Annotated in this window: 15 protein-coding genes; 4 read left to right on the top strand and 11 right to left on the bottom strand. The window is 72.2% G+C overall.

The window, feature by feature from the left end:
- Nucleotides 1-164: 164 nt before the first annotated feature.
- From J3A75_RS04065 to J3A75_RS04035, 7 genes are all read right to left on the bottom strand, one after another.
- Nucleotides 165-1,433 carry an MSMEG_0569 family flavin-dependent oxidoreductase gene (locus J3A75_RS04065; protein WP_043072983.1) on the bottom strand — a complete coding sequence of 423 codons (1,269 nt, stop codon included), beginning with the start codon at nucleotides 1,431-1,433 and terminating at the stop codon, nucleotides 165-167.
- Nucleotides 1,430-2,644 (bottom strand): MSMEG_0565 family glycosyltransferase, encoded by a 1,215-nt coding sequence (locus J3A75_RS04060; RefSeq protein WP_012317273.1) that lies wholly within the window; start codon nucleotides 2,642-2,644, stop codon nucleotides 1,430-1,432. Before J3A75_RS04060 ends, J3A75_RS04065 begins: the two co-directional genes overlap by 4 nt.
- Nucleotides 2,641-3,636: a sll0787 family AIR synthase-like protein gene (locus J3A75_RS04055; RefSeq protein ID WP_024827774.1), complete on the bottom strand. Its 996-nt coding sequence runs from the start codon at nucleotides 3,634-3,636 to the stop codon at nucleotides 2,641-2,643. Before J3A75_RS04055 ends, J3A75_RS04060 begins: the two co-directional genes overlap by 4 nt.
- Nucleotides 3,633-4,175 carry an MSMEG_0567/Sll0786 family nitrogen starvation N-acetyltransferase gene (locus J3A75_RS04050; protein ID WP_175654113.1) on the bottom strand — a complete coding sequence of 181 codons (543 nt, stop codon included), beginning with the start codon at nucleotides 4,173-4,175 and terminating at the stop codon, nucleotides 3,633-3,635. Before J3A75_RS04050 ends, J3A75_RS04055 begins: the two co-directional genes overlap by 4 nt.
- A complete protein-coding gene (locus J3A75_RS04045; RefSeq protein ID WP_012317270.1) occupies nucleotides 4,175-5,278 on the bottom strand; it encodes an MSMEG_0568 family radical SAM protein in 1,104 nt (367 codons plus the stop codon). Before J3A75_RS04045 ends, J3A75_RS04050 begins: the two co-directional genes overlap by 1 nt.
- Entirely contained in the window at nucleotides 5,232-6,308 is a 1,077-nt protein-coding gene (locus J3A75_RS04040; RefSeq protein WP_024827777.1) for a Nit6803 family nitrilase, read from the bottom strand. The genes J3A75_RS04045 and J3A75_RS04040 overlap by 47 nt, the downstream gene beginning before the upstream one ends.
- 69 nt (nucleotides 6,309-6,377) lie before the next feature.
- Entirely contained in the window at nucleotides 6,378-6,860 is a 483-nt protein-coding gene (locus tag J3A75_RS04035) for an MSMEG_0572/Sll0783 family nitrogen starvation response protein (protein ID WP_012317268.1), read from the bottom strand.
- 359 nt (nucleotides 6,861-7,219) lie between these two features.
- Here J3A75_RS04035 and J3A75_RS04030 point away from each other — a divergent pair, with 359 nt between their 5' ends.
- Together J3A75_RS04030 and J3A75_RS04025 are read left to right on the top strand one after the other, a co-directional pair.
- Nucleotides 7,220-8,659 carry a PLP-dependent aminotransferase family protein gene (locus J3A75_RS04030; RefSeq protein ID WP_070998353.1) on the top strand — a complete coding sequence of 480 codons (1,440 nt, stop codon included), beginning with the start codon at nucleotides 7,220-7,222 and terminating at the stop codon, nucleotides 8,657-8,659.
- A 454-nt stretch (nucleotides 8,660-9,113) separates the two neighbouring features.
- Nucleotides 9,114-9,932, top strand: a complete 819-nt coding sequence (locus tag J3A75_RS04025; protein ID WP_209649721.1) for a hypothetical protein — start codon at nucleotides 9,114-9,116, stop codon at nucleotides 9,930-9,932.
- A gap of 52 nt (nucleotides 9,933-9,984) precedes the next feature.
- On the opposite strand, the gene J3A75_RS04020 is transcribed toward J3A75_RS04025, so the two are convergent.
- The 4 genes from J3A75_RS04020 to J3A75_RS04005 all read right to left on the bottom strand — a co-directional run bounded on the left by J3A75_RS04020 (nucleotide 9,985) and on the right by J3A75_RS04005 (nucleotide 14,965).
- Nucleotides 9,985-10,461, bottom strand: coding sequence for a bleomycin resistance protein (locus J3A75_RS04020; RefSeq protein WP_024827780.1), 477 nt, complete (start codon nucleotides 10,459-10,461; stop codon nucleotides 9,985-9,987).
- A gap of 141 nt (nucleotides 10,462-10,602) precedes the next feature.
- Nucleotides 10,603-11,400: a hypothetical protein gene (locus tag J3A75_RS04015; RefSeq protein ID WP_244632900.1), complete on the bottom strand. Its 798-nt coding sequence runs from the start codon at nucleotides 11,398-11,400 to the stop codon at nucleotides 10,603-10,605.
- An 80-nt stretch (nucleotides 11,401-11,480) separates the two neighbouring features.
- Nucleotides 11,481-13,268, bottom strand: a complete 1,788-nt coding sequence (locus J3A75_RS04010; protein WP_024827782.1) for a glycosyltransferase — start codon at nucleotides 13,266-13,268, stop codon at nucleotides 11,481-11,483.
- The gene (locus J3A75_RS04005) at nucleotides 13,268-14,965 is read right to left on the bottom strand and encodes a hypothetical protein (protein ID WP_070998350.1); all 1,698 of its coding nucleotides are present in this window, start codon (nucleotides 14,963-14,965) and stop codon (nucleotides 13,268-13,270) included. The genes J3A75_RS04010 and J3A75_RS04005 overlap by 1 nt, the downstream gene beginning before the upstream one ends.
- Nucleotides 14,966-15,180: 215 nt before the next feature.
- Between J3A75_RS04005 and tnpC the strand changes: the two genes are divergently transcribed.
- Both tnpC and J3A75_RS03995 read left to right on the top strand, forming a co-directional pair.
- On the top strand, nucleotides 15,181-16,461 hold the full coding sequence (tnpC, locus tag J3A75_RS04000) for an IS66 family transposase (protein WP_209649719.1): 1,281 nt from the start codon (nucleotides 15,181-15,183) through the stop codon (nucleotides 16,459-16,461).
- A 31-nt stretch (nucleotides 16,462-16,492) separates the two neighbouring features.
- A complete protein-coding gene (locus J3A75_RS03995) occupies nucleotides 16,493-17,488 on the top strand; it encodes a glycosyltransferase (RefSeq protein WP_012317261.1) in 996 nt (331 codons plus the stop codon).
- The last annotated feature ends 10 nt before the right edge of the window (nucleotides 17,489-17,498 follow it).

Genomic DNA, 17,498 nt, shown 5'->3' with positions numbered 1-17,498 from the left:
ACCGATGCGATACAGGCGAACAAGCCGGGATCTGAACGAGGTACGACGCCGAACACTGGATCCCAACGGCGCTTCGGTGCTGCGGATACCCCGCATGTCCGGCCCGAATAGCCGCAATATCTGCGACGCGCGCCGGCGCAACTTTGCCCCGACGAGAACCCGGCTCACACCGCCCGCTTCAGACCGACCGCGCCGGCGCCGAGACGCGCCTGGATCACCTGCACGATGTACTCGGCGTCCCGGCCGACCGCGCCGAAGCGCCCCGAACCCCAGGTGTTCAGCCAGGGCAGGCCGACGAAGGAGATGCCCGCCTCTTGCGTGACGCCGCGCCGGTGCTTCGGCCGCCCGGCGCCGTTGAACACGGACGCGTCGAGCCACCGGAAATCCGGCGCGAAGCCGATGCACCAGACGATGCTGGTGATGCCGGATCCTTCGAGGGGAAGCGCGGTGACGGGCTCGCCCGGCTCCCAGACCGGGCTGTAGGGCGCCTGGACAGGCGCCGCGATGCCGGCCTCGGCGATGTAGGCGTCGATGGCCGCGTTGATGCCGTTGTAGGTCCGGTCGGCTTGGTCGAGCGAGCGCCGCAGGTTGTCGCGGAAGCGGAGCGCGCCGTCGGCGTAGTCGTCGAGAATGCCGTGCAGCGCCATGCCCTCCAGGGCGAAGCGGCGCAAGTCGATGTCCCGGCCACCGTCGCGACCAGTCACGTAGTGGTTGGTGTTGTCCCGGACGCCGTCGCGCAGCGGGTGATCGTCGACGGTCTTCTCGTAGTAGCCCATGTCGGCGAGCCACGCGACGACGTCGCGGCCGCGGTAGAATCGGGCGCAGCGGGGCGCGTCGCCGACGGCGAGGTGCACCTGCCGACCGGCGAGATGCAGGTCCTCGGCGATCTGCGCGCCGGACTGCCCGGAGCCGACGACCAAGACCGCGCCGTCGGGCAGTTGCGCCGGATTGCGGTACGCGTTCGAGTGAATCTGGGTGATCGCGGGCGGAAGCCTCTCGGCCAGGCGCGGGATGATCGGCGTGTGGTAGCCGCCGGAGGCCACCACGATCTCGTCCGCGGTGTAGTCGCCCTCCGAGGTCTGGACCGCGAACAGACCGTCGTCGCGCCGCGCCACGCGCGTGACCGCCACACCCTCGCGGATCGGCGGCCTCACCTTGGCGACGAAGGCTTCGAGGTAGGCGACGATCTCATCCTTCCTCATGAACCCGTCCGGATCCGGTCCATCGTAGCGGTGGCCCGGCAAGTCGCACTGCCAGTTCGGCGTGACGAGGCAGAACGTGTCCCAGCGCTGCGTCGCCCAGGTATGCGCGGCCGTGTGCTTCTCGAACACGAGGTGCGCGATGCCCCGCTGCTTGAGGTGGTAGCTGACCGAGAGGCCGGCCTGCCCCCCGCCGACGATGGCGACGGGAACGTGACGGGTCGTGGACGTCATGGCTCCAACTCCGTGAGGGCTGCCGGACCGGCGAGAGACTGGGAGCGCCCGGCGGCCGCGCCGCGGGCGCACCCGGCGTAGGCGTCGAGGTGGCGCGCGGCGCAGGCGCGCCAGGAATGGGTGGCCGCACGCGCCAGCCCCGCCGCTCGCAGGCGGGCGCGGGTCCGCGGCTCCAGCGCCGCCGCCATGGCGTCCGCGATGGCGTCCGGGTCGGCGGGATCGACGAACAGCGCGTCGGTCGGCGCGAGGTACTCGGTGAAGGGGGGGCGGTCGGAGACGATCGCGGGCGTTCCGCAGGCCATGGCCTCAAGCACGCACAAGCCGAACCCCTCCGTCCACGACGGGAAGGCCAGCAGGTCCGCGGCTCGGTAGAGCGCCGGCATGTCGGCCTGCGGGACCGGGCCCGTCGCGACGACCGCGAGGCCGCGACCGACCTCGAGGCCCGCGGCGGCCAGGGCCGCGCGGCAGCGGTCGCGATAGGCGGCGTGGTCGAGGAGCGAGGCGCCGCCGGCGACGACGAGCTGCGCGCCGGGGTGGCGCGCCCGCAGGCGCGCGAAGGCCCCGACGATGCCGAGCGCGTTCTTGCGCGCCTCGAAGCCGCCGACGCTCAGGATAATGGGCCCCCCGCCGAGACCCCACCGGTCCCGGAACGCGGCGTCCGCCCCGGTCGGCGCGGGCCGGTAGACCGACAGGTCGACCCCGTTGCCGACGATCCCGGCCTCCGCGCCGAGCGTGTCCCGGATCCAGTCGGCCCAGAGGCGGCTGACACAGAGCAGCCGATCGGCCTCGCGGATCGCGCGGTCCTGCCACGACGCGAGCACGGGATCGGCGAAGCTGTCGACGTGATGCACGGTGCGGACGAAGCCCGGGATCAGGCGCCGGTGCCTGAGCGTCGCGAGGGCGTTGCCGCCGATCCCGTCATGGGCGTGGAAGACGTCGAAGTCGCAGGCGGCCGGCGTCGCGAAGTGGCGCAGGTAGTCGTGGATGCGGGCCCGCACGAGATCGACCGTCGCACCCTCGACCGGCTCGGCCGCCACCGCCACCGTGGGACAGGCCGCGTCCCGGTAGAAGCCGCGGCCTGCCGGGTCGGGCGCGTGCACCACCGCCTCGTGGCCGAGGGCGCACAGGGCCTCGGCGAGCGCGAGGCTGTGGGCGACGCCGCCGCGCGGGTTCGTGGAATGGGTCAGGATCGCGACGCGCAGGCCCGTCACGGCACGGCCTCCGCTCTTTCGCGGCCGCAGCCGGTCAGCGCGTCGGCAGCGAAGTCCCAGACGACGGCCTCGTCGCACGTCCGGTCGCGCACCCGGGCGACCCGGCTGCCGTCGAGGCGCCCGATCTGCGCCGCCGCGATGCCGCGCGCGGCGAAGCGCGCCACCACGGCCGCCGTGCGGTCGGGTCGGACGCTCACGAGGTAGCCGAAGCTCGGGAAGGCGTTCACCCAGCGCGGCAGCGGGACGTGGTCGGGACGCGGGATCGCGTCGAGGTCGATGACTCCGCCCACCCCCGAGCACTCGAGCAGCATCAGCGCCGTGCCGACGATGCCGGCCATGCTGATGTCCTTCGCGGCGTGGGCCAGGCCGTCCTCGGCGAGGCCCGGCAGCAGCGCGAGGTCACCGCGCAGCCGCGCGCCCGGCGCGCCGGTGGAGGCGTCCCAGTACGGGTGCGGGTCGCGGAAGCGCCCGCGCAGGTCGATGGCGGCGACGAGGTCGTCGCCGGGCGCGGCGTCGAAGCTCGTCAGAAGGCGCGGCCCCGCCCGGCCGAGCACCGCGACCGCGAGGTTGCCGGCGGCCGCGCGCGTGTTGGTGTGGCCGCCGACCACCGGGACGCCGTAGAGCGCGGCGGCGTCGGACAGGCCGGCCAGGACCGGATCGGCGGCCGCTCCATCCGGGCTCCAGAGGGCGTCGACCACGGCGAGCGGGCGGCCGCCCATGGCGGCGACGTCGCTCAGGTTGACCATGATCCCGCAGTAGCCGGCGAAGTAGGGGTCGTCCGCCACGAAGCTGTCGAGGAAGCCCTCGATGGCCAGCAGGAGGTGCCCGTCGCCGTCGGGGATCGCCGCGCAGTCGTCGCCGACCGGCACGGCCGCGTGCCGGCTTCCGAGACCGAGCCGCCGCACGACCGCGTCGATGTCGCGCTTGTGGCCGACCCCGCGGGCCTCGCGGATCTGGCGGGCCAGCGCCCGTGTGTCGACCGCGGCGGTCACGCGGCCCTGCGGAAGGTGAGGAGCCCGTTCTCGGGATCGTGCATCGGCGGGTAGGCCGCGAGATCCGCCTCCATCAGGCGGTGGGGCCGCCCGTGCAGGTCCAGGGCGTCGAGGCTCTCCCAGTGCAGGGCCTCGAACAGCGCGACGTTGCCCTCCTGCACGTGCGCGAGGAAGCGGGTGCAGCCCCGCGCGCGGGCCGAAGACACCGCGACCCGGATGAGCCCGGTCCCGAGGGCGGCGGCGCTGCGGAAGGGCTTGGCGACGGCGAGGCGCGAGCCCCACCACGTTCCCGGACGCGCGCGGTCCTCGTGGATCCGCACGGTGCCGACGACGGCGTCCGCGTCGCCGCCGAGCGTCGAGAGGGCGCAGATCGGGAGGGCGTGCGCGTCGATCGCGTCGCAATCGTCCTCGGCGAAGATCCCCTGCTCCGCGCAGAAGACCTGCCGGCGCAGGGCCGCGCAGGCGCGCCGCTCCCAGGGCGCGACCGCGAACTTCACCCGGAAGTGGCTGGGCCGGTACGGCGGCACGGGGTCGAACATCACGCCGCCCCGCCCGCGCGCTCGTAGGTGGAGAGCGCCGAGCAGGCGCCGCACCGCCCGCAGCCGGCCTTGATGTCGGCGGAGCGCAGGTCCGCCCGGCCCAGCATCTCCGCGAGCGGCTTCAGGACGGCGTGCATGAAGTCGGGCCCGGGGGCCGGATGGCTCTCCAGCGGCGTGCCGGAGATCGGCACGAAGGGCACCACGAACGGGTAGACGCCCATCCCGATCAGACGGTCGGCCGTCGCCAGGATCGCGTCCGGCGCGTCGCCGAGGCCGGCGAGGATGTAGGTGGAGACCTGGCCGCGCCCAAAGACCGGCACGGCCGCCGCGAAGGCGTCGAAGTAGCGCTCCAGCGGCACGCTCGCCTTGCCGGGCATGATCCGCGCCCGCACCTCGGGCGTGACGGCCTCCAGGTGCATGCCGAGCGCGTCGACGCCGGACGCCCGCATCCGCTCGAACCAGCGGTCGTCGTCGGGCGGCTCGCACTGGGCCTGGATCGGCAGGTCGACGGCGGCCTTCACCGCGAAGGCGCTCTCGCACAGGATCGCGGCGCCGCGGTCGGTAGCGTTCGGCGTGCCGGTGGTCATGACCATGTGCTTCACGCCGTCGAGCAGCACGGCGGCGCGGGCGACCTCGGCGAGCTGCTCGGGCGTCTTGCGCGCCACGGTCCGCCCGGCGGCCAGCGACTGGCCGATCGAACAGAACTGGCAGGTCTTGGCGCGGCTCTGGTAGCGGATGCAGGTCTGCAGCACCGTCGTGGCGAGGACGTCGCGCCCGTGCAGCACCGCGATCTTCGCGTAGGGCACGCCGTCGAAGGTGGAGAGGGCATAGAAGCGCGGGCGCCCCGGGAAGGTGACGCGGCCGACCACGACGCCCGCGTGCTCGATCACCGCGATCCCGTCCGCGTCCGGCGGGCGCACGAGGAAGGGCGAGTCGAAGGCGGCCTCGGTATGGACCGGCACCATCACGGTGCGGCCCGCGATGGTCATCGCCTTGTGATCCGACGGCCCGGCGCCGCCGCGGCGGCTCGGCGCCCCGGCGCGGCTGTCGGCGAGCCTAACGCCGTAGGATTGCAACGCGTTGATCAGGCGCTCCGTCGGCATCCCGATGAGGCCCGTCGGGACCGGCGGGGACGCGCGACGACTCGTCGGAAGCGGGCTGCTGCTCATGGTCGAGGCTCCGGTGGGCGGGCTGCGAACGGGCCGGCCGCTGCACGGAGGCGGCCGGGCGGTCGTCGTGGAGCAGGCTGAGGAGTTCGGGCCGCGCGTAGTGGCCGACCGAGTCCATCATCCGCTTGCGCTTGGTCACCAGCGCGAGGTCCATGTCGGCGATCAGGATGCCCTCGCCCGGCCCGAGAGGATCAGCGAGGTGCTTGCCCTCGGGCGACACGATGGCGGTGCAGTTGCCGCCCCGGCAGGCGCCGCGCAGGCGCTCGTCCGGGCAGACCTGCGCGACCTGCTCGTCGGTGAGCCAACCCGTGGCGTTGACCACGAAGCAGGCCGCCTCCAGGGCGTGGTGACGGATCGTCACCTCCATCTGGTCGGCGAAGATCTGGCCGACCAGGGAGCCCGGGAACTGAGCGGCGTGGATCTCCTCGTGGCGCGCCATGAGGGCGTAGCGGGCGAGCGGATTGTAGTGCTCCCAACAAGCCAGCGCCCCCACGCGGCCGACTGCCGTCTCGACCACGGCGAGCCCGGCGCCGTCGCCCTGACCCCAGATCATGCGCTCGTGGTAGGTCGGTGTGATCTTCCGGCGCTTGAGCTTCAGGGCGCCGTCCGCGTCGAAGATCAGCTGCGCGTTGTAGAGCGAGCCGTGGTCGCGCTCGTTCACGCCCAGCACGATCACCGCACCGTGGCGCCGCGCGGCCGCCGAGACCGCCTGCGTCACCGGGCCCGGCACGGCGACCGCGCGCTCGTAGAGTCGCAGATGCTCGGGCCCCTGGAGCGCGGGCGGAAGGACGAATGAGAAGTAGGGGTAGTAGGGCAGGAAGGTCTCGGGGAAGACCATGAAGCGCGCGCCCTTGGCGGCGGCCTCGTCGACCGCATTGAGCACGCGCTCCAGGGTGCCGTCCGGGCGGTCGAGGTCCGGCGCGATCTGGACCGCGGCAGCCCGCACGATCTGCGTCTCTGACATGGGTGGTCCTCCGGCTGAGCCGGCGGCCGCGCGCGTCCCGCGCGGCCGCCGGGAGCGTTAGCGCGGTCGTCAGACGGTCCAGGTGTCGATGATCACCGCGTTGTCGCGCTTGTGCAGGAGGATGCAGTCGAGCACGTCGAGGGGGTTGATCATGCGGATGCCCTCGATGAAGGCCGCCTCGCCGTGCCCGTACAGGGCCTGTGTCGAGAAGCGGCAAGCGTAGACCTTGCCGCCTTCGGCCATGAACTTCTCGAGCTGGTTGTTGAAGTTGAGATGGCCCGGGAAGGCCTCGTCGCCGAGCCGCGGGAAGCCCCGCTGGACACCGAGGGTGATGCCGGGGCCGTAGAGCAGGATCGAGGTCTCGAAGCCTTTGCGCTGCAGGCGCGTGGCCTGGAGCAGGTTGACGAGGCCGATCGAGCCCTCGAACGCGACGGTGTGGAAGGTGACGAGCGCCTTCTGACCCGGTTCGGCCTTCACGTCCTCGAAGACCTTCTCCTCGTAGTCGACCAGAACGTCGCCCTTCTTGTGCGGCTCGCGATTCACGGCAGGCATTGCTCACGCTCCTCGGTGATCTGGACCGCTGCAGTCGGCGCTGCGCGCGATCAGCCGAGGCAATGGCAAGCGGTGTGCCAGAACAGCGCGATCATGGATCCAGTCAATGCGTCGCCCTGCGATACATACAATATTGCGATCAATGGACAGTCGGCGACCGGCGAAGATCTATTTCCTTTCGCACATTTCATCACCAAGTCGTGCGCATGCCATGGTCAATCGACGCCTGTTTCGGCGTCGAATATTGTACGCATTGAACGGATCGTATGAGCCGTGACACGCGATGCGGCGCCCGGTACGGTGCTTGCAAGCCATACAATCGATCATTGATCGCTTTTCACGACGCGGGTGCAGGACGGATGAGGGCGAGCGGGCGGGGAGTTCGGTTCGTCGATAGGGGCGGCGCGGACAATGTCTGGACGCCCGACCTCAAGCGCTGGGGCAAGCCCCATTACCTCGCTATCGCGGACGCGCTGGCGGACGATATCCGGACCGGTCACCTGCTGCCGGGCACGCGCCTGCCGACCCAGCGCGCGCTCGCCGCCACGCTCGACCTCAACTTCACGACCGTGTCCCGCGGCTATGTCGAGGCTCACAGGCGCGGCCTGATCGAGGGGCGGGTCGGCCGGGGCACCTTCGTGGTCGACCCGGCGGACACGACCCGTCCCGCTGAGGCCGCGCACGCCCGGCGGCCCGGACCGGTCGACTTCACCATGAACCTGCCCCCGGAGCCCGACCTGCCGGGCCTGCAGGCCCGCATGCGGTCGTCCTTCGCGGAGCTGTCCGGCAATCTCGCCGACCTGCTGCGCTACCAGGGCTTCGGCGGGACGGAGGCGGACAAGGAGGCCGCGCTGCGCTGGCTCGGGGGTCGCGGGATCGTCGCGGCGCGCGAGCGCCTCCTGATCTGCCCGGGCACGCACAGCGCCCTCTCCAGCATCCTGGGACAGGTCGCGCAGGCCGGCGATACCATCTGCGCCGAGCGCATCACCTATCCGGGCATCCGGACCCTCGCGGCGCATCGGGGCCTGCGCCTCGTCGGCCTGCCGATGGACCGCCACGGGATCGACCCCGACGCCTTCGCGGCCGCCTGTACCCGCGGCGCGCCGAAGGCCCTCTACCTCAATCCGCTCCTTCAGAACCCGACCACGGCAACCCTATCCCGCGCGCGGCGCGACGCCATCGTGGCCACAGCCCGCCGCTACGCGGTCACCATCATCGAGGACGACGCCTACGCGCGGATCTGCCCGGCACCGCCGCCGAGCTTCGCCGAACTGGCGCCCGAGATCACCTACTACGTGGCGGGCGTCGCGAAGTGCCTGGGCGCGGGGCTCCGCCTGGCCTTCCTGGTCGCGCCGAACGCGCGGGCCGCCCTGCCCCTCGGCGATGCCCTGCGCGCTGCGACCGTGATGGCGTCGCCGATCTCGACCGCGCTGACCACGCGCTGGATCGTGGACGGGACGGCGGACGCCATCGTGGACTTCGTCCGCGCCGAGTCGGCCGCGCGCCAGAGCCTCGCGGCCGCGCTGCTGCCCGCCGAGGCCTACGTCGCGGACCCGCACGCCTTCCACATCTGGATCACCCTGCCGGCTGGATGGACGCGCTCGGCCTTCGCCAGCCAGGGCCGCGCGGCGGGTCTCGGGGTGGTCGGCAGCGATCCCTTCTGCGTCGCCGGAGCGCCACCCGAGGCCGTCCGGCTCTGCCTCGGAGGCCCCTCGACCCGACAGCAGATCGCCCACGGCCTGGAGAGACTGGCCCACGCCCTGGACGGCTCGCCGGCGCTCGCCTCGACCTACATCTGAGCCGCCCGGCCGCGTTCCCACGCCCAAGGATCGTGGTCGGCAGAATCTTTCCGGCGTGTCGCGTCCAGCTCGCGTCGCGCGGGCGGTGCGCCGAGCTGGCCGTGAAGATCCGAAGTCCTATCCGGCGGATCGGTGTTGCCAAGCGCCACGGAAGGTACGCCGTGGCCGGCTCTCAGCGCCGAAATCCGTGCTCTCGACTGCACCAATCTCGGTCATTGAAGTCGAGAATTGGGTGAAAGTCTATCGCGATCGCAAAACACGGCCGCCCGCTGCGTCGGGACCATCGCGGGCGGCACGGCGGCGGTCGCGCGGGCCGACGAGCAGGTCGCCCCGTCCGGTTTCGTAAGCGCGGATTCGCGAGCCGGCCGCTTTGGCCGGGACCGGTCGCCCGTGATAGCGAGGGCGCGGCTCCGATGCCGACCCGGGTCGGCGACGCGACGCGCGGGAAACGACCTTGGCGGCGATTTGGCTGACGGCCCTGATCCGGGCGCTGACCTCCGGGACCGTGGTGGTGCTCGCCTCCGTCCTGGCCGAATGGCTGGGGCCGGTCTGGGGCGCGCTCGTCGTCAGCCTGCCGGTGTCGGCCGGGCCGGCCTACGTGTTCATGGCGATGGAGCACGACGCCGCGTTCGTCGCCGGGGCGGCCCTCAACGGCTTCGCGGCGAACGCCGCGATGGGCCTGTTCCTGATCGTCTACGCCCACCGGGCGGCCGGTCGCGACATGATCGCCACCCTCGGGCCGGCGATCCTGGCGTGGCTCGCGGCGGCCCTGCCGGTCTCGGCGCTCGCGTGGACGCCGACGACCGCGTTCCTGCTCAATGCCCTCGTCTACGGGGCCGGCGCCGTCTCGACCCGGCACGTGGTGCGCGCGACCCTTGTGCGGAGCGCCGTCGTCGCGAGGCCGCGCCCGCTGGATCTGCTCATCCGCGCGAGTGCCGTCGCGCTGTTCGTCGCGGCCCTGCTGGCGCTCAGCACCGCCCTCGGTCCTGCCCGGACCGGGGTGATCGCCGCCTTCCCGGTTACGATGACGAGCGCCTTCGTCATCCTTCATCGCCGAATCGGAGGCGCGGCGATGGCGCGCTTGGCGAGCGTCGCGATCCGCGGGGTGTTCGGCTTCGGCCTGACCCTGCTGACGCTCCACGTGATGATTCAACCGTTCGGTGCCGCGCTCGCGCTGACGGTCGCGCTCCTCGTCTCGCTGGTCTACTCGGCCGGACTCCTCGTGGTTCAACCCCGTCCCGGCCGGCAGGAGCCGAGCATCGTCACGCGCTGACGCGGCCCCTGCGGCCGCGACGGTGCCGTCTCCCGGTCCGGACGGGCGGGGGCTACGCGGGTTCTCGGTGACCGAGATCCTCGGCGAGGCGCACGAGGTACCCGTCGGGATCCTGGACGAGGAATTCCCGCTGGCCGCCCTCGACCGGACCCGTCCGGTACCAGGCCTCCCGCGGCGCCTCGAACAGCGGCCATCGCGCGCCGGCGAGCGCCGAGAGGATCGGATCCAGCCGATCGACCATGATCTGGAAGTTGACCCCGCGGCCGCAGGGCGGATCCAGCGGGCCCGTGCTCCAGCGGCCGTTGTGCTGGCACAGCATGATCTGCGCGCCGCCTCGCGTCAGATAAGCGAAGCGCGCGGCCGGTCGATCGTAGGCGACCGTGAAGCCGAGCAGATCGCACCAGAAACGCAGGCTCACATCGAGGTCCCGGACGCTCAGCTCGGGGGTCAGGGCGGCGAATCCGCCCTCCGGGGGCTGACCCGTACCGGGAGAGCGAGCGCGCGCGATCGGGTCGGTCAGCGGTTCCATCGCGCCGATCAGGCCACGCTGGAGAGACGATGGTCAAGGCGCGGGCAGGCGGTGTCGTCCGCCGCCGGCGCGCGCGCCCCGCCCGTCGACCGGGCGCCGTCGACGGTGCGCCGGCACCGCCGCCGCGTTGGCCGGATCGCCTCAGAGCCGACCGGCCTCCGTCTGCAGGGCCCGCTTGCGCCAAGCCGTGAGGAGCGTAGCGAGCGTGTCGGGATCCAGTCCATAGTTCTCCGGCAGCACCGCGTTGCGCCCGATCAGGCGACGGTTCATTGCCCCGAGGCGGGTCGTGATCGCGCTCGCGTCGTCGAACGTGACGAGACGTTGGCCCGAGCCGGCCGCGGCGACCGCCGCGAATTCGCTCACGTCATGCCACCGTACGCGCCGCGACCGGCCCAACTGCACGACGGTGAATCCGGTCTCGTCGAGGTGCAGCGCCGAGCCGCGGATCGCCGTGAGGATGAGGACCGGGACGCCTCCGAGGAAGAGCACGACACCCGGCCACAGCAGCAGGTGCATCGTGGTTGAACGCGTCTCGTGCAGCAGGATCCAGAGCGTCACCCCGCCGAAGCCGGCGGCCATCAGGGCGAGGAACAGGAGTCTCCGCAACGAGGCGCGCAAGGTCACTGGGCCAGGAAACTGGGCCGCCAGTGACCCCGCCGACCGGCTCTCCGATTCGAGGAGGTCCGGCCGCAGCTGCCAGACGGCGACGGCCGCGCAGACGCCGAAGAACACCGTCGTCGCGACGCCGCCATCCGCGCCGGTGACGATCATCCCGAGACCGGCGGCGACGAAGAGGAGGCTGATGCCGAGCAGCACGAGGTTCCGGCCGCGGTCGCCGCGCGCTTGTTCCAACACGAACGCCATGTCCTCCCGCGAAACCCGTGGCCTGCCGTCGCCACCGGATTCCGGAAAGCGACCATATCGGAGCGGGTCCGGCAATTCCCGGTCCTGCGGAGGCTGTCGCCCCGCAGCCTCTCGCGCTTCGCGCCGATCTCACACGCCGCTCCGCGAGGCCGCACTCACGCGCGCCGTGCCGCGTCGCCGTTCGCGCCCAACATCGCCAGCACCTGCGCGGCCCCCTCCTCCGGGGCGATGCGGGACGTGTCGAGGAGCGGCAGCCGCAGCTCCTCCGCGAGCGTCCGGTAGCCGGCGATCCGGTCCTCGGTCATGTGCTCCGACGGGTTGGGGACGCCGCGCGCGACCATGCGGGCGATGGTGGTGGGACGGTCGGCCCAGCACATGACGGTGAACGGGCGCGGCTCCCATCCCGGACGATAGGCCGGCGACAGGAGCTGCGAGGCGGTGAACCAGTGCCGATCGAAGACGACCGGTCCCGGCGGCGCGTTGGCGATCGCCGCCGCGACGGCCGCGTGCGCTACGTCGTCGGCGAGCGCGTGCTGCCCCGTCCGGGCCAGATGGACCAGGATCGCGCCGACCTGACCGCTGAAGGGATTGAGCACTGTCGCACCGAGCGCCTCGGCGACGCGACGCGCGATGCTCGACTTGCCGGAGCCGTCGAGCCCGTCGACCGCGAGCGCGATCCGCGATGCCTGGGCGGCCTTCTGCTGCGCCCGCGTCAGGTTCGAGGGGTAGATCCGGCCCTCCCGCCGGCCGTGCTCGAGGTAGTGCAACTGCCCCTGCCACGCGTGCTCGAACAGCGCCGCGAGGTCCGGATGCAGCCGGATATAGCCGAGCGCGTCGAAGTCCTCCGGCAGCGCCCCGTCCCGGCGGGCGAGGTCGGCGAGGCGCAGCACGGTCTCGCGGGGCGGCGTGCCGGACGGGCGCGCCGCCGTGGCCCGGTCGGCCCGCAGCGCGATCGCCTCTGCGACGGCGGCGAGCAGCCCGTCCGCGTAGGTGTCCCAGTCGAGCGCCCGGATCCGCGCCCGTCCCGCCTCGGCGCGGGACGCGGCGGCGGCGGGATCGGTGACGATCCGGTCCGCGGCCAGCGCGACGGCGGCACCGAGCGCCGCGTCCGGACCGTCCGGCACCACCAGGGCGGTCACGGCGTCCTCGGCGAAAGCCAGCGTGCCGTGCACGGTCGTGACGAGCGGCGTGCCGCAGGCCATCGCCTCCGCGGCCGGGTTGCACCAGCCGGCATGCGCCTCCGCGCTGCAGAACGCGTCGAGCCCGTGGTACCACGCGGGCAGGTCGGCCTCGACCAGCGGCCCGTGGACGACGAGGCGGCCCGAGGCCACCAGATCGGCGCGCGCGCCCACGAGCCCCCAATCCGGCCGTCCGAACCAGTGCAGCGCCCACGCGTCGCCGAGCCTGTCGAGCGCGGCGAGCTGCGCGGCGGGGCGCTTGTTGGCGATGCCGCCGAGCCGGTGCCGCGCGCCGCGCGCCGGCCTCGAGACGGGCGGCGCGAACAGGCCGGCATCGACTGCACCGACGAGTCGGCGCCACGGCAGGCCGAGGGCGTCGAGGGCCGCATCGTCCCAGTGGGCGTTGTTCGCCACGACGAGGTCGGGCGCGAAGGTCCGCGTGACGCGCGCGTAGGCGTCCCGTCGCGCCGGGGCGTTGAGGAAGTGCTGAATCCGGGCGCCGAAGTTCGGGGCCCGCAGGTCCGCGAAACCCTCGATCGTGGCATCCGGGAAACCGCCGCCCGGCACCATGACGGCGTCCCAGCTCTCGCGCGCGGCTTCCTCGGGGTGCAGGACGCGGTGACGCGTCTCGAACCCGTCCTCGCCCGTGCCGAACGTGAGGAAAGAGAACGTGTGCCCGCGACGCGCGAGCACGCGCCCGACCCGCTCGAAGCGCAGGAGGCCGCCCGTCAGCGCGAGGTGGTCACAGGCCACGAGCAGCCGCATCACGGGGTCCCTCTGAGCAGGCGCAGGAGGCGAAGGGGCAGACGGCGCCCGTAGGCGGACGAAGCGCGGCGGGCGTCGAGCGTGTTTTGGAGGTGGTCGCGCGCGCGGTGCAGTTCGGCCGCGTAGGCGATCACGCGGTCGGTGCGACGGGCGCTCTCGCACTCGGTGTCCGCATGCGCGGCGGCGTCGGCGGTGCGCGCGGCGCGCAGGGCCGCATTCTCCTCGCGCAGCCGGGCGATCTCGGCGGACGCCTCGACGAGCGCCGCGCGCGGATTCGCGCCGCTGCGGGCCGGACCGCCGGCCGGCAGGCGCGTCGCCGCCGCCCAGCCCAGACCGCGCTCGATCACGCGGTCGCTGACGATGGACTGGAACCGGCTCTCCCGGGCCAGCCGGTCGGCGAGCTGCGCATCGTCCAGGGCGTATCCGAGCCTCGGCAACAGGGTGCGCAGGGCGTCCAGCAGGATCAGGCCGGACCCTCCGCCGGGCCGCCAGTCCGGCGCGTCGGTCAGCGCGTTGACGAGGCCGCGCACGGCGAGATGACCCGCGTCCAGAGGGACGCCGAGGTCCCATTCCAGGTCTATGAACGTCCGGTTTGTACCCGAGACGAGGTTCTTCGGGATCGCGTCGAGCGCCCGTGCTGGGAGGAACGTGTCCGGTCCCATCCGCGCCCCGGCCGCGAAGCAGCGGGAGACGGCCTCCAGCCACGTCCCGGCCCAGGAGGCGACCGCGTCCGGGCACCAGCCCTCCCGCGCGAGCCGCGCCTCGAGATCCGCCGACCAGAGGGAACCGGGCGCGTAGGTCTCCGATGGCAACAGGTTCGTCACCCCTGCGACCGCGGCGGGAAGATCAGGGTTCACGCGCGCGCGGCGCACCGCGATCCGCGACCCGGCATCCGCGAAGGTCACCAGACGCTCGAATTCCGGGCGGCGGCGCAGTCCGAGGTGGATCGCCAGCCGGTCATCCGGCGGCAGCGGCGCTTCCGACGCCGCGACCGCGAAGGCCGGCGCCAGATCGCCGGTGAGCCCCAGATCCGCCACCGGCCCCCAGGCGCGCCGGGGCGAGAAAAGTGCGCCCGCGCAGGCTGCGGGTTCCGGGCCGGCTGCGCCGATCGCGAGCATTCCGGGGTCGAACCCACCCGGCCGCGCCAATCCGCGCTCGGCGACGAGGCTCAGGGGTCGCCCCTGGTCCGGAAACGGGAACCACCAGTCCTGATGGACCAGGCCGCGGGCCCCCAGGGACCGCTTCAGACCTGCCCGCGTCGGCAGCCGGGCGCCGTCGGATCGGGGGCGCCCTTCGAGGCTCGGGAAGCCGCGTTCCCCCGCCGTCTCGGACCCCGAGGCGAGGCCGTGGAGCGACAGCGCGTTGTCGACGACGAGGATCAGCCGCCCGCCGGGTCGCAGCCGCTCCTGAGCCCAGGCGATCGTCGCGTCGAGCGCGCACCCGCCCCCGTCGTCTCGTCGGAACAGGAGACCCAGCAGAACGACGGCATCGAAGCGCGTCGAGGCCGGAAGGTCGGCGCCATCCGCCGTGTGGACCACCGCGGCGGTGGGTGCCCAGCGCGCCCTGCTCCCCGCGTCGGGCCTCGGTCCCACCAGCAGAAGGCTGCCGGTCAACCACGGCAGGAAGGGGTGCAGCACCTCCGCGCACGGCTCACCCGGTGGGGTCGGCGCGCCTATTGCCAGTTTATCCCGTTCCATACTTCCTAATTGCCAACAGTAGACTGCCCGGAATTTCCCGCGCGACAGGAGAGTGGGGGAAATTAATGTCCGAAATGGACACGCGACAGTTGCGTGTCTACTTACAATTGGCGTTAACCTGCAAACAAAACTGGCCTGTCTCGCCGAGGTCAATAGGGATGAATGTAATTACCCACGCCCTTGCGCGGGACGGATTTCGCTGATTCTCTCGTGAGATGGGCCGCAGCGAACTGGAACGGCTGAGCCGCGAAGAGCTGATCGAGCTGGTGCTGCGGCTGCAGCGGCCAGAGAAGACGTCGCGCACCTCGTCCAAGCCGCCCGCGACCGATCGCAAGGAGCAGCGGGAGCACTCCAAGCCCGGCGGCGCCAAGCCCGGTCACGAGGGTCACAGCCGCGTCGTGAGCGACGATCCCGATACGCTCGTCGAGCATCGTCCCGAGGCGTGCGCGTGCTGCGGCGCCAGCCTGCACGCCGCTCTTCCGGCAGAGGTCGTCAGCGTCGCCGAGCAGATCGAGCTGCCCGCGGTGGCGCCGATCGTGACGCAGCACCGCCGGCTCGCGGTCCGTTGCCCGCGCTGTGGGGAGCGGGTGGTCGCACCGGTGCCGGAGGCGGCGCGCGGCACGCCCTTCGGTCCGCGGCTGCATGCGGTGGCGACGTACCTGAAGACCTTCCAGGCGCTCTCGTACGAACGGTTGCAGGCGGTGCTCTCCGACCTGTTCGGCCTCACGCTCAGCCAGGGCGGGCTGATGAACCTGCTCCGCCGCGCGCAGGGCTGCTTCCGTCCGGGTCGCGACGCGGCCATCACGACCCTGCGCCGGGCTGAGGTCGTCGCCTGCGACGAGACCGGCGTGCGCATCGAAGGCTCGAACGCCTATCACTGGCTGTTCCACTCGGGCGACGCGGTGGTGCACACGCCGTCTCCGACGCGCGGTGCTGTCGTGGTGCGCGAGATGATGGACGGACACCGACCGGCGGTATGGATCTCCGACCGCTACACCGCCCAACAGGGCCATGCGGATAAGCACCAGACCTGCTTGGCGCATCTGGCCCGCGATGTTGCCTACGCCGTCGAGGTCAGCGACGATCCCGTCCCCTGGCGCCTGCAACTCTGGCTACAGAGCGTGTTCGCCCTGGCCGAGCGCGTCACAGACTTGGCTGCCTCGACGCTCTCGGCCAAGCGCCGGAGCCTGGATCGGCAACTCGGCGCTATCCTGGCCACGCCGAGCCGCTGTGATCTGACCCGCGACCTGCAGGCCAAAATCAGCCGTGCGCGCGATCAGCTCTTGGTCTTCCTCGCCTATCCCGGAAAGGTCGAGCCGACGAATAACGGCTCCGAGCGGCTGCTGCGTCCCGCTGTCGTGCAGCGGAAGGTGACCAACGGCTATCGCGCCATGTGGGCGGCCGAGGGCGAAGCCGCCATTCGCACCGTCGTCGACACCGCCCGCATCACAGGCAGCAGCCCCTTCAGCACCATCCTCAAAACCACCGGCGCTTGAACCCTGCCATCATAGGCCTGGGTAATTACGGATGAATTTCGTCAGCGCGATCTCGTTGGCCGGGCCGCACGTGCTGGTCACGAGCACCTTCCCCGATGCGCTCAATCGAAATCCCGGGATCCGGAGCGATCTCGCCGAGGGCTTTGCCGAACTTCTCGGTGCTGAGCGGGTCGCGCAGACGCCTCTGGAACTTGCGGACGCGGCAATCCGCGCGTCTCGCCCGGATGTCGTGGTCGCGGTCGGAAGCCTCGTGCCTGACCTGGCGGATCTGCGCGCGCTTCGCCGGGCGGTGGACGCCGTCGGTGGCGTGCTGATCTTCTGGCTGACCGATGACCCGTACGAGTTCGACTACGCCTTCAAGGCGGAACTCTACGCCGACATCGTCGTGAGCAACGATTCCTGGGCGGCGCAGCATTACCGTCACCCGGACGTCCATCACCTGCCCCTGGCGGCCGCGCCCAACCGGCACTTCCGACCGATCGTCCCGGTCGCGGAGCGGGAGACCGTCCTGTTCTTCTGCGGCGTCGCCTACCCGAACCGTATCGCCCTGATGCGTCGGATCGACGATCTCCTGTGCCGCCACGTCGTGGAGATCCTGGGCGCCGGGTGGCCGGACACGCTCCGGTGCGCGGTGAACCGCCGCCTCACGCCGGCGCAGATGGCCGACTACGCCGCGGCGGCCCGGCTGACGCTCAATATCGGCCGCGACCTCGACGTGGCCAATCGCCGGCTGTCGCTCCCGCAGGCGACGCCGGGGCCGCGGACCTTCGAGGTCGCCCTGTCGGGCTCGGCGCAGGCCTTCTTCGTCACGGGCCTGGAAGTCTGCGAGCATTTCGAGCCGGATACGGAAATCCTGCTGGTGGACGGCGCGGCCGACATCGCGCGCGCCATCGAGCGGTCGCTCGACGAGCCCGCCGCCATCGAGGCGATCGCGCGCCGGGCGCAGGCGCGGGCGCTGCGCGACCACACCTACCGGCACCGGGCGGCCCGCCTGCTCGATCTCAGCCGCCTGACGGTCATGGCCTGATCACGTCGCC

Origin of the sequence: Methylobacterium sp. PvP105 (assembly GCF_017876975.1) — a bacterium.
GTDB lineage: Bacteria > Pseudomonadota > Alphaproteobacteria > Rhizobiales > Beijerinckiaceae > Methylobacterium > Methylobacterium radiotolerans.
Note: the sequence above shows the minus strand (reverse complement) of the source record. Positions and strands in the feature narration are given on the sequence as shown.

Bases quoted from the DNA above. Each gene is read 5' to 3' on its own strand.
- J3A75_RS04045 (WP_012317270.1), bottom strand. From the start codon at position 5,278: ATGCCGACGGAGCGCCTGATCAACGCGTTGCAATCCTACGGCGTTAGG.
- J3A75_RS04050 (WP_175654113.1), bottom strand. From the start codon at position 4,175: ATGTTCGACCCCGTGCCGCCGTACCGGCCCAGCCACTTCCGGGTGAAG.
- J3A75_RS04035 (WP_012317268.1), bottom strand. From the start codon at position 6,860: ATGCCTGCCGTGAATCGCGAGCCGCACAAGAAGGGCGACGTTCTGGTC.
- J3A75_RS04065 (WP_043072983.1), bottom strand. From the start codon at position 1,433: ATGACGTCCACGACCCGTCACGTTCCCGTCGCCATCGTCGGCGGGGGG.
- J3A75_RS04005 (WP_070998350.1), bottom strand. From the start codon at position 14,965: ATGGAACGGGATAAACTGGCAATAGGCGCGCCGACCCCACCGGGTGAG.
- J3A75_RS04020 (WP_024827780.1), bottom strand. From the start codon at position 10,461: ATGGAACCGCTGACCGACCCGATCGCGCGCGCTCGCTCTCCCGGTACG.
- J3A75_RS03995 (WP_012317261.1), top strand. From the start codon at position 16,493: ATGAATTTCGTCAGCGCGATCTCGTTGGCCGGGCCGCACGTGCTGGTC.
- tnpC (WP_209649719.1), top strand. From the start codon at position 15,181: ATGGGCCGCAGCGAACTGGAACGGCTGAGCCGCGAAGAGCTGATCGAG.
- J3A75_RS04030 (WP_070998353.1), top strand. From the start codon at position 7,220: ATGAGGGCGAGCGGGCGGGGAGTTCGGTTCGTCGATAGGGGCGGCGCG.
- J3A75_RS04010 (WP_024827782.1), bottom strand. From the start codon at position 13,268: ATGCGGCTGCTCGTGGCCTGTGACCACCTCGCGCTGACGGGCGGCCTC.
- J3A75_RS04040 (WP_024827777.1), bottom strand. From the start codon at position 6,308: ATGTCAGAGACGCAGATCGTGCGGGCTGCCGCGGTCCAGATCGCGCCG.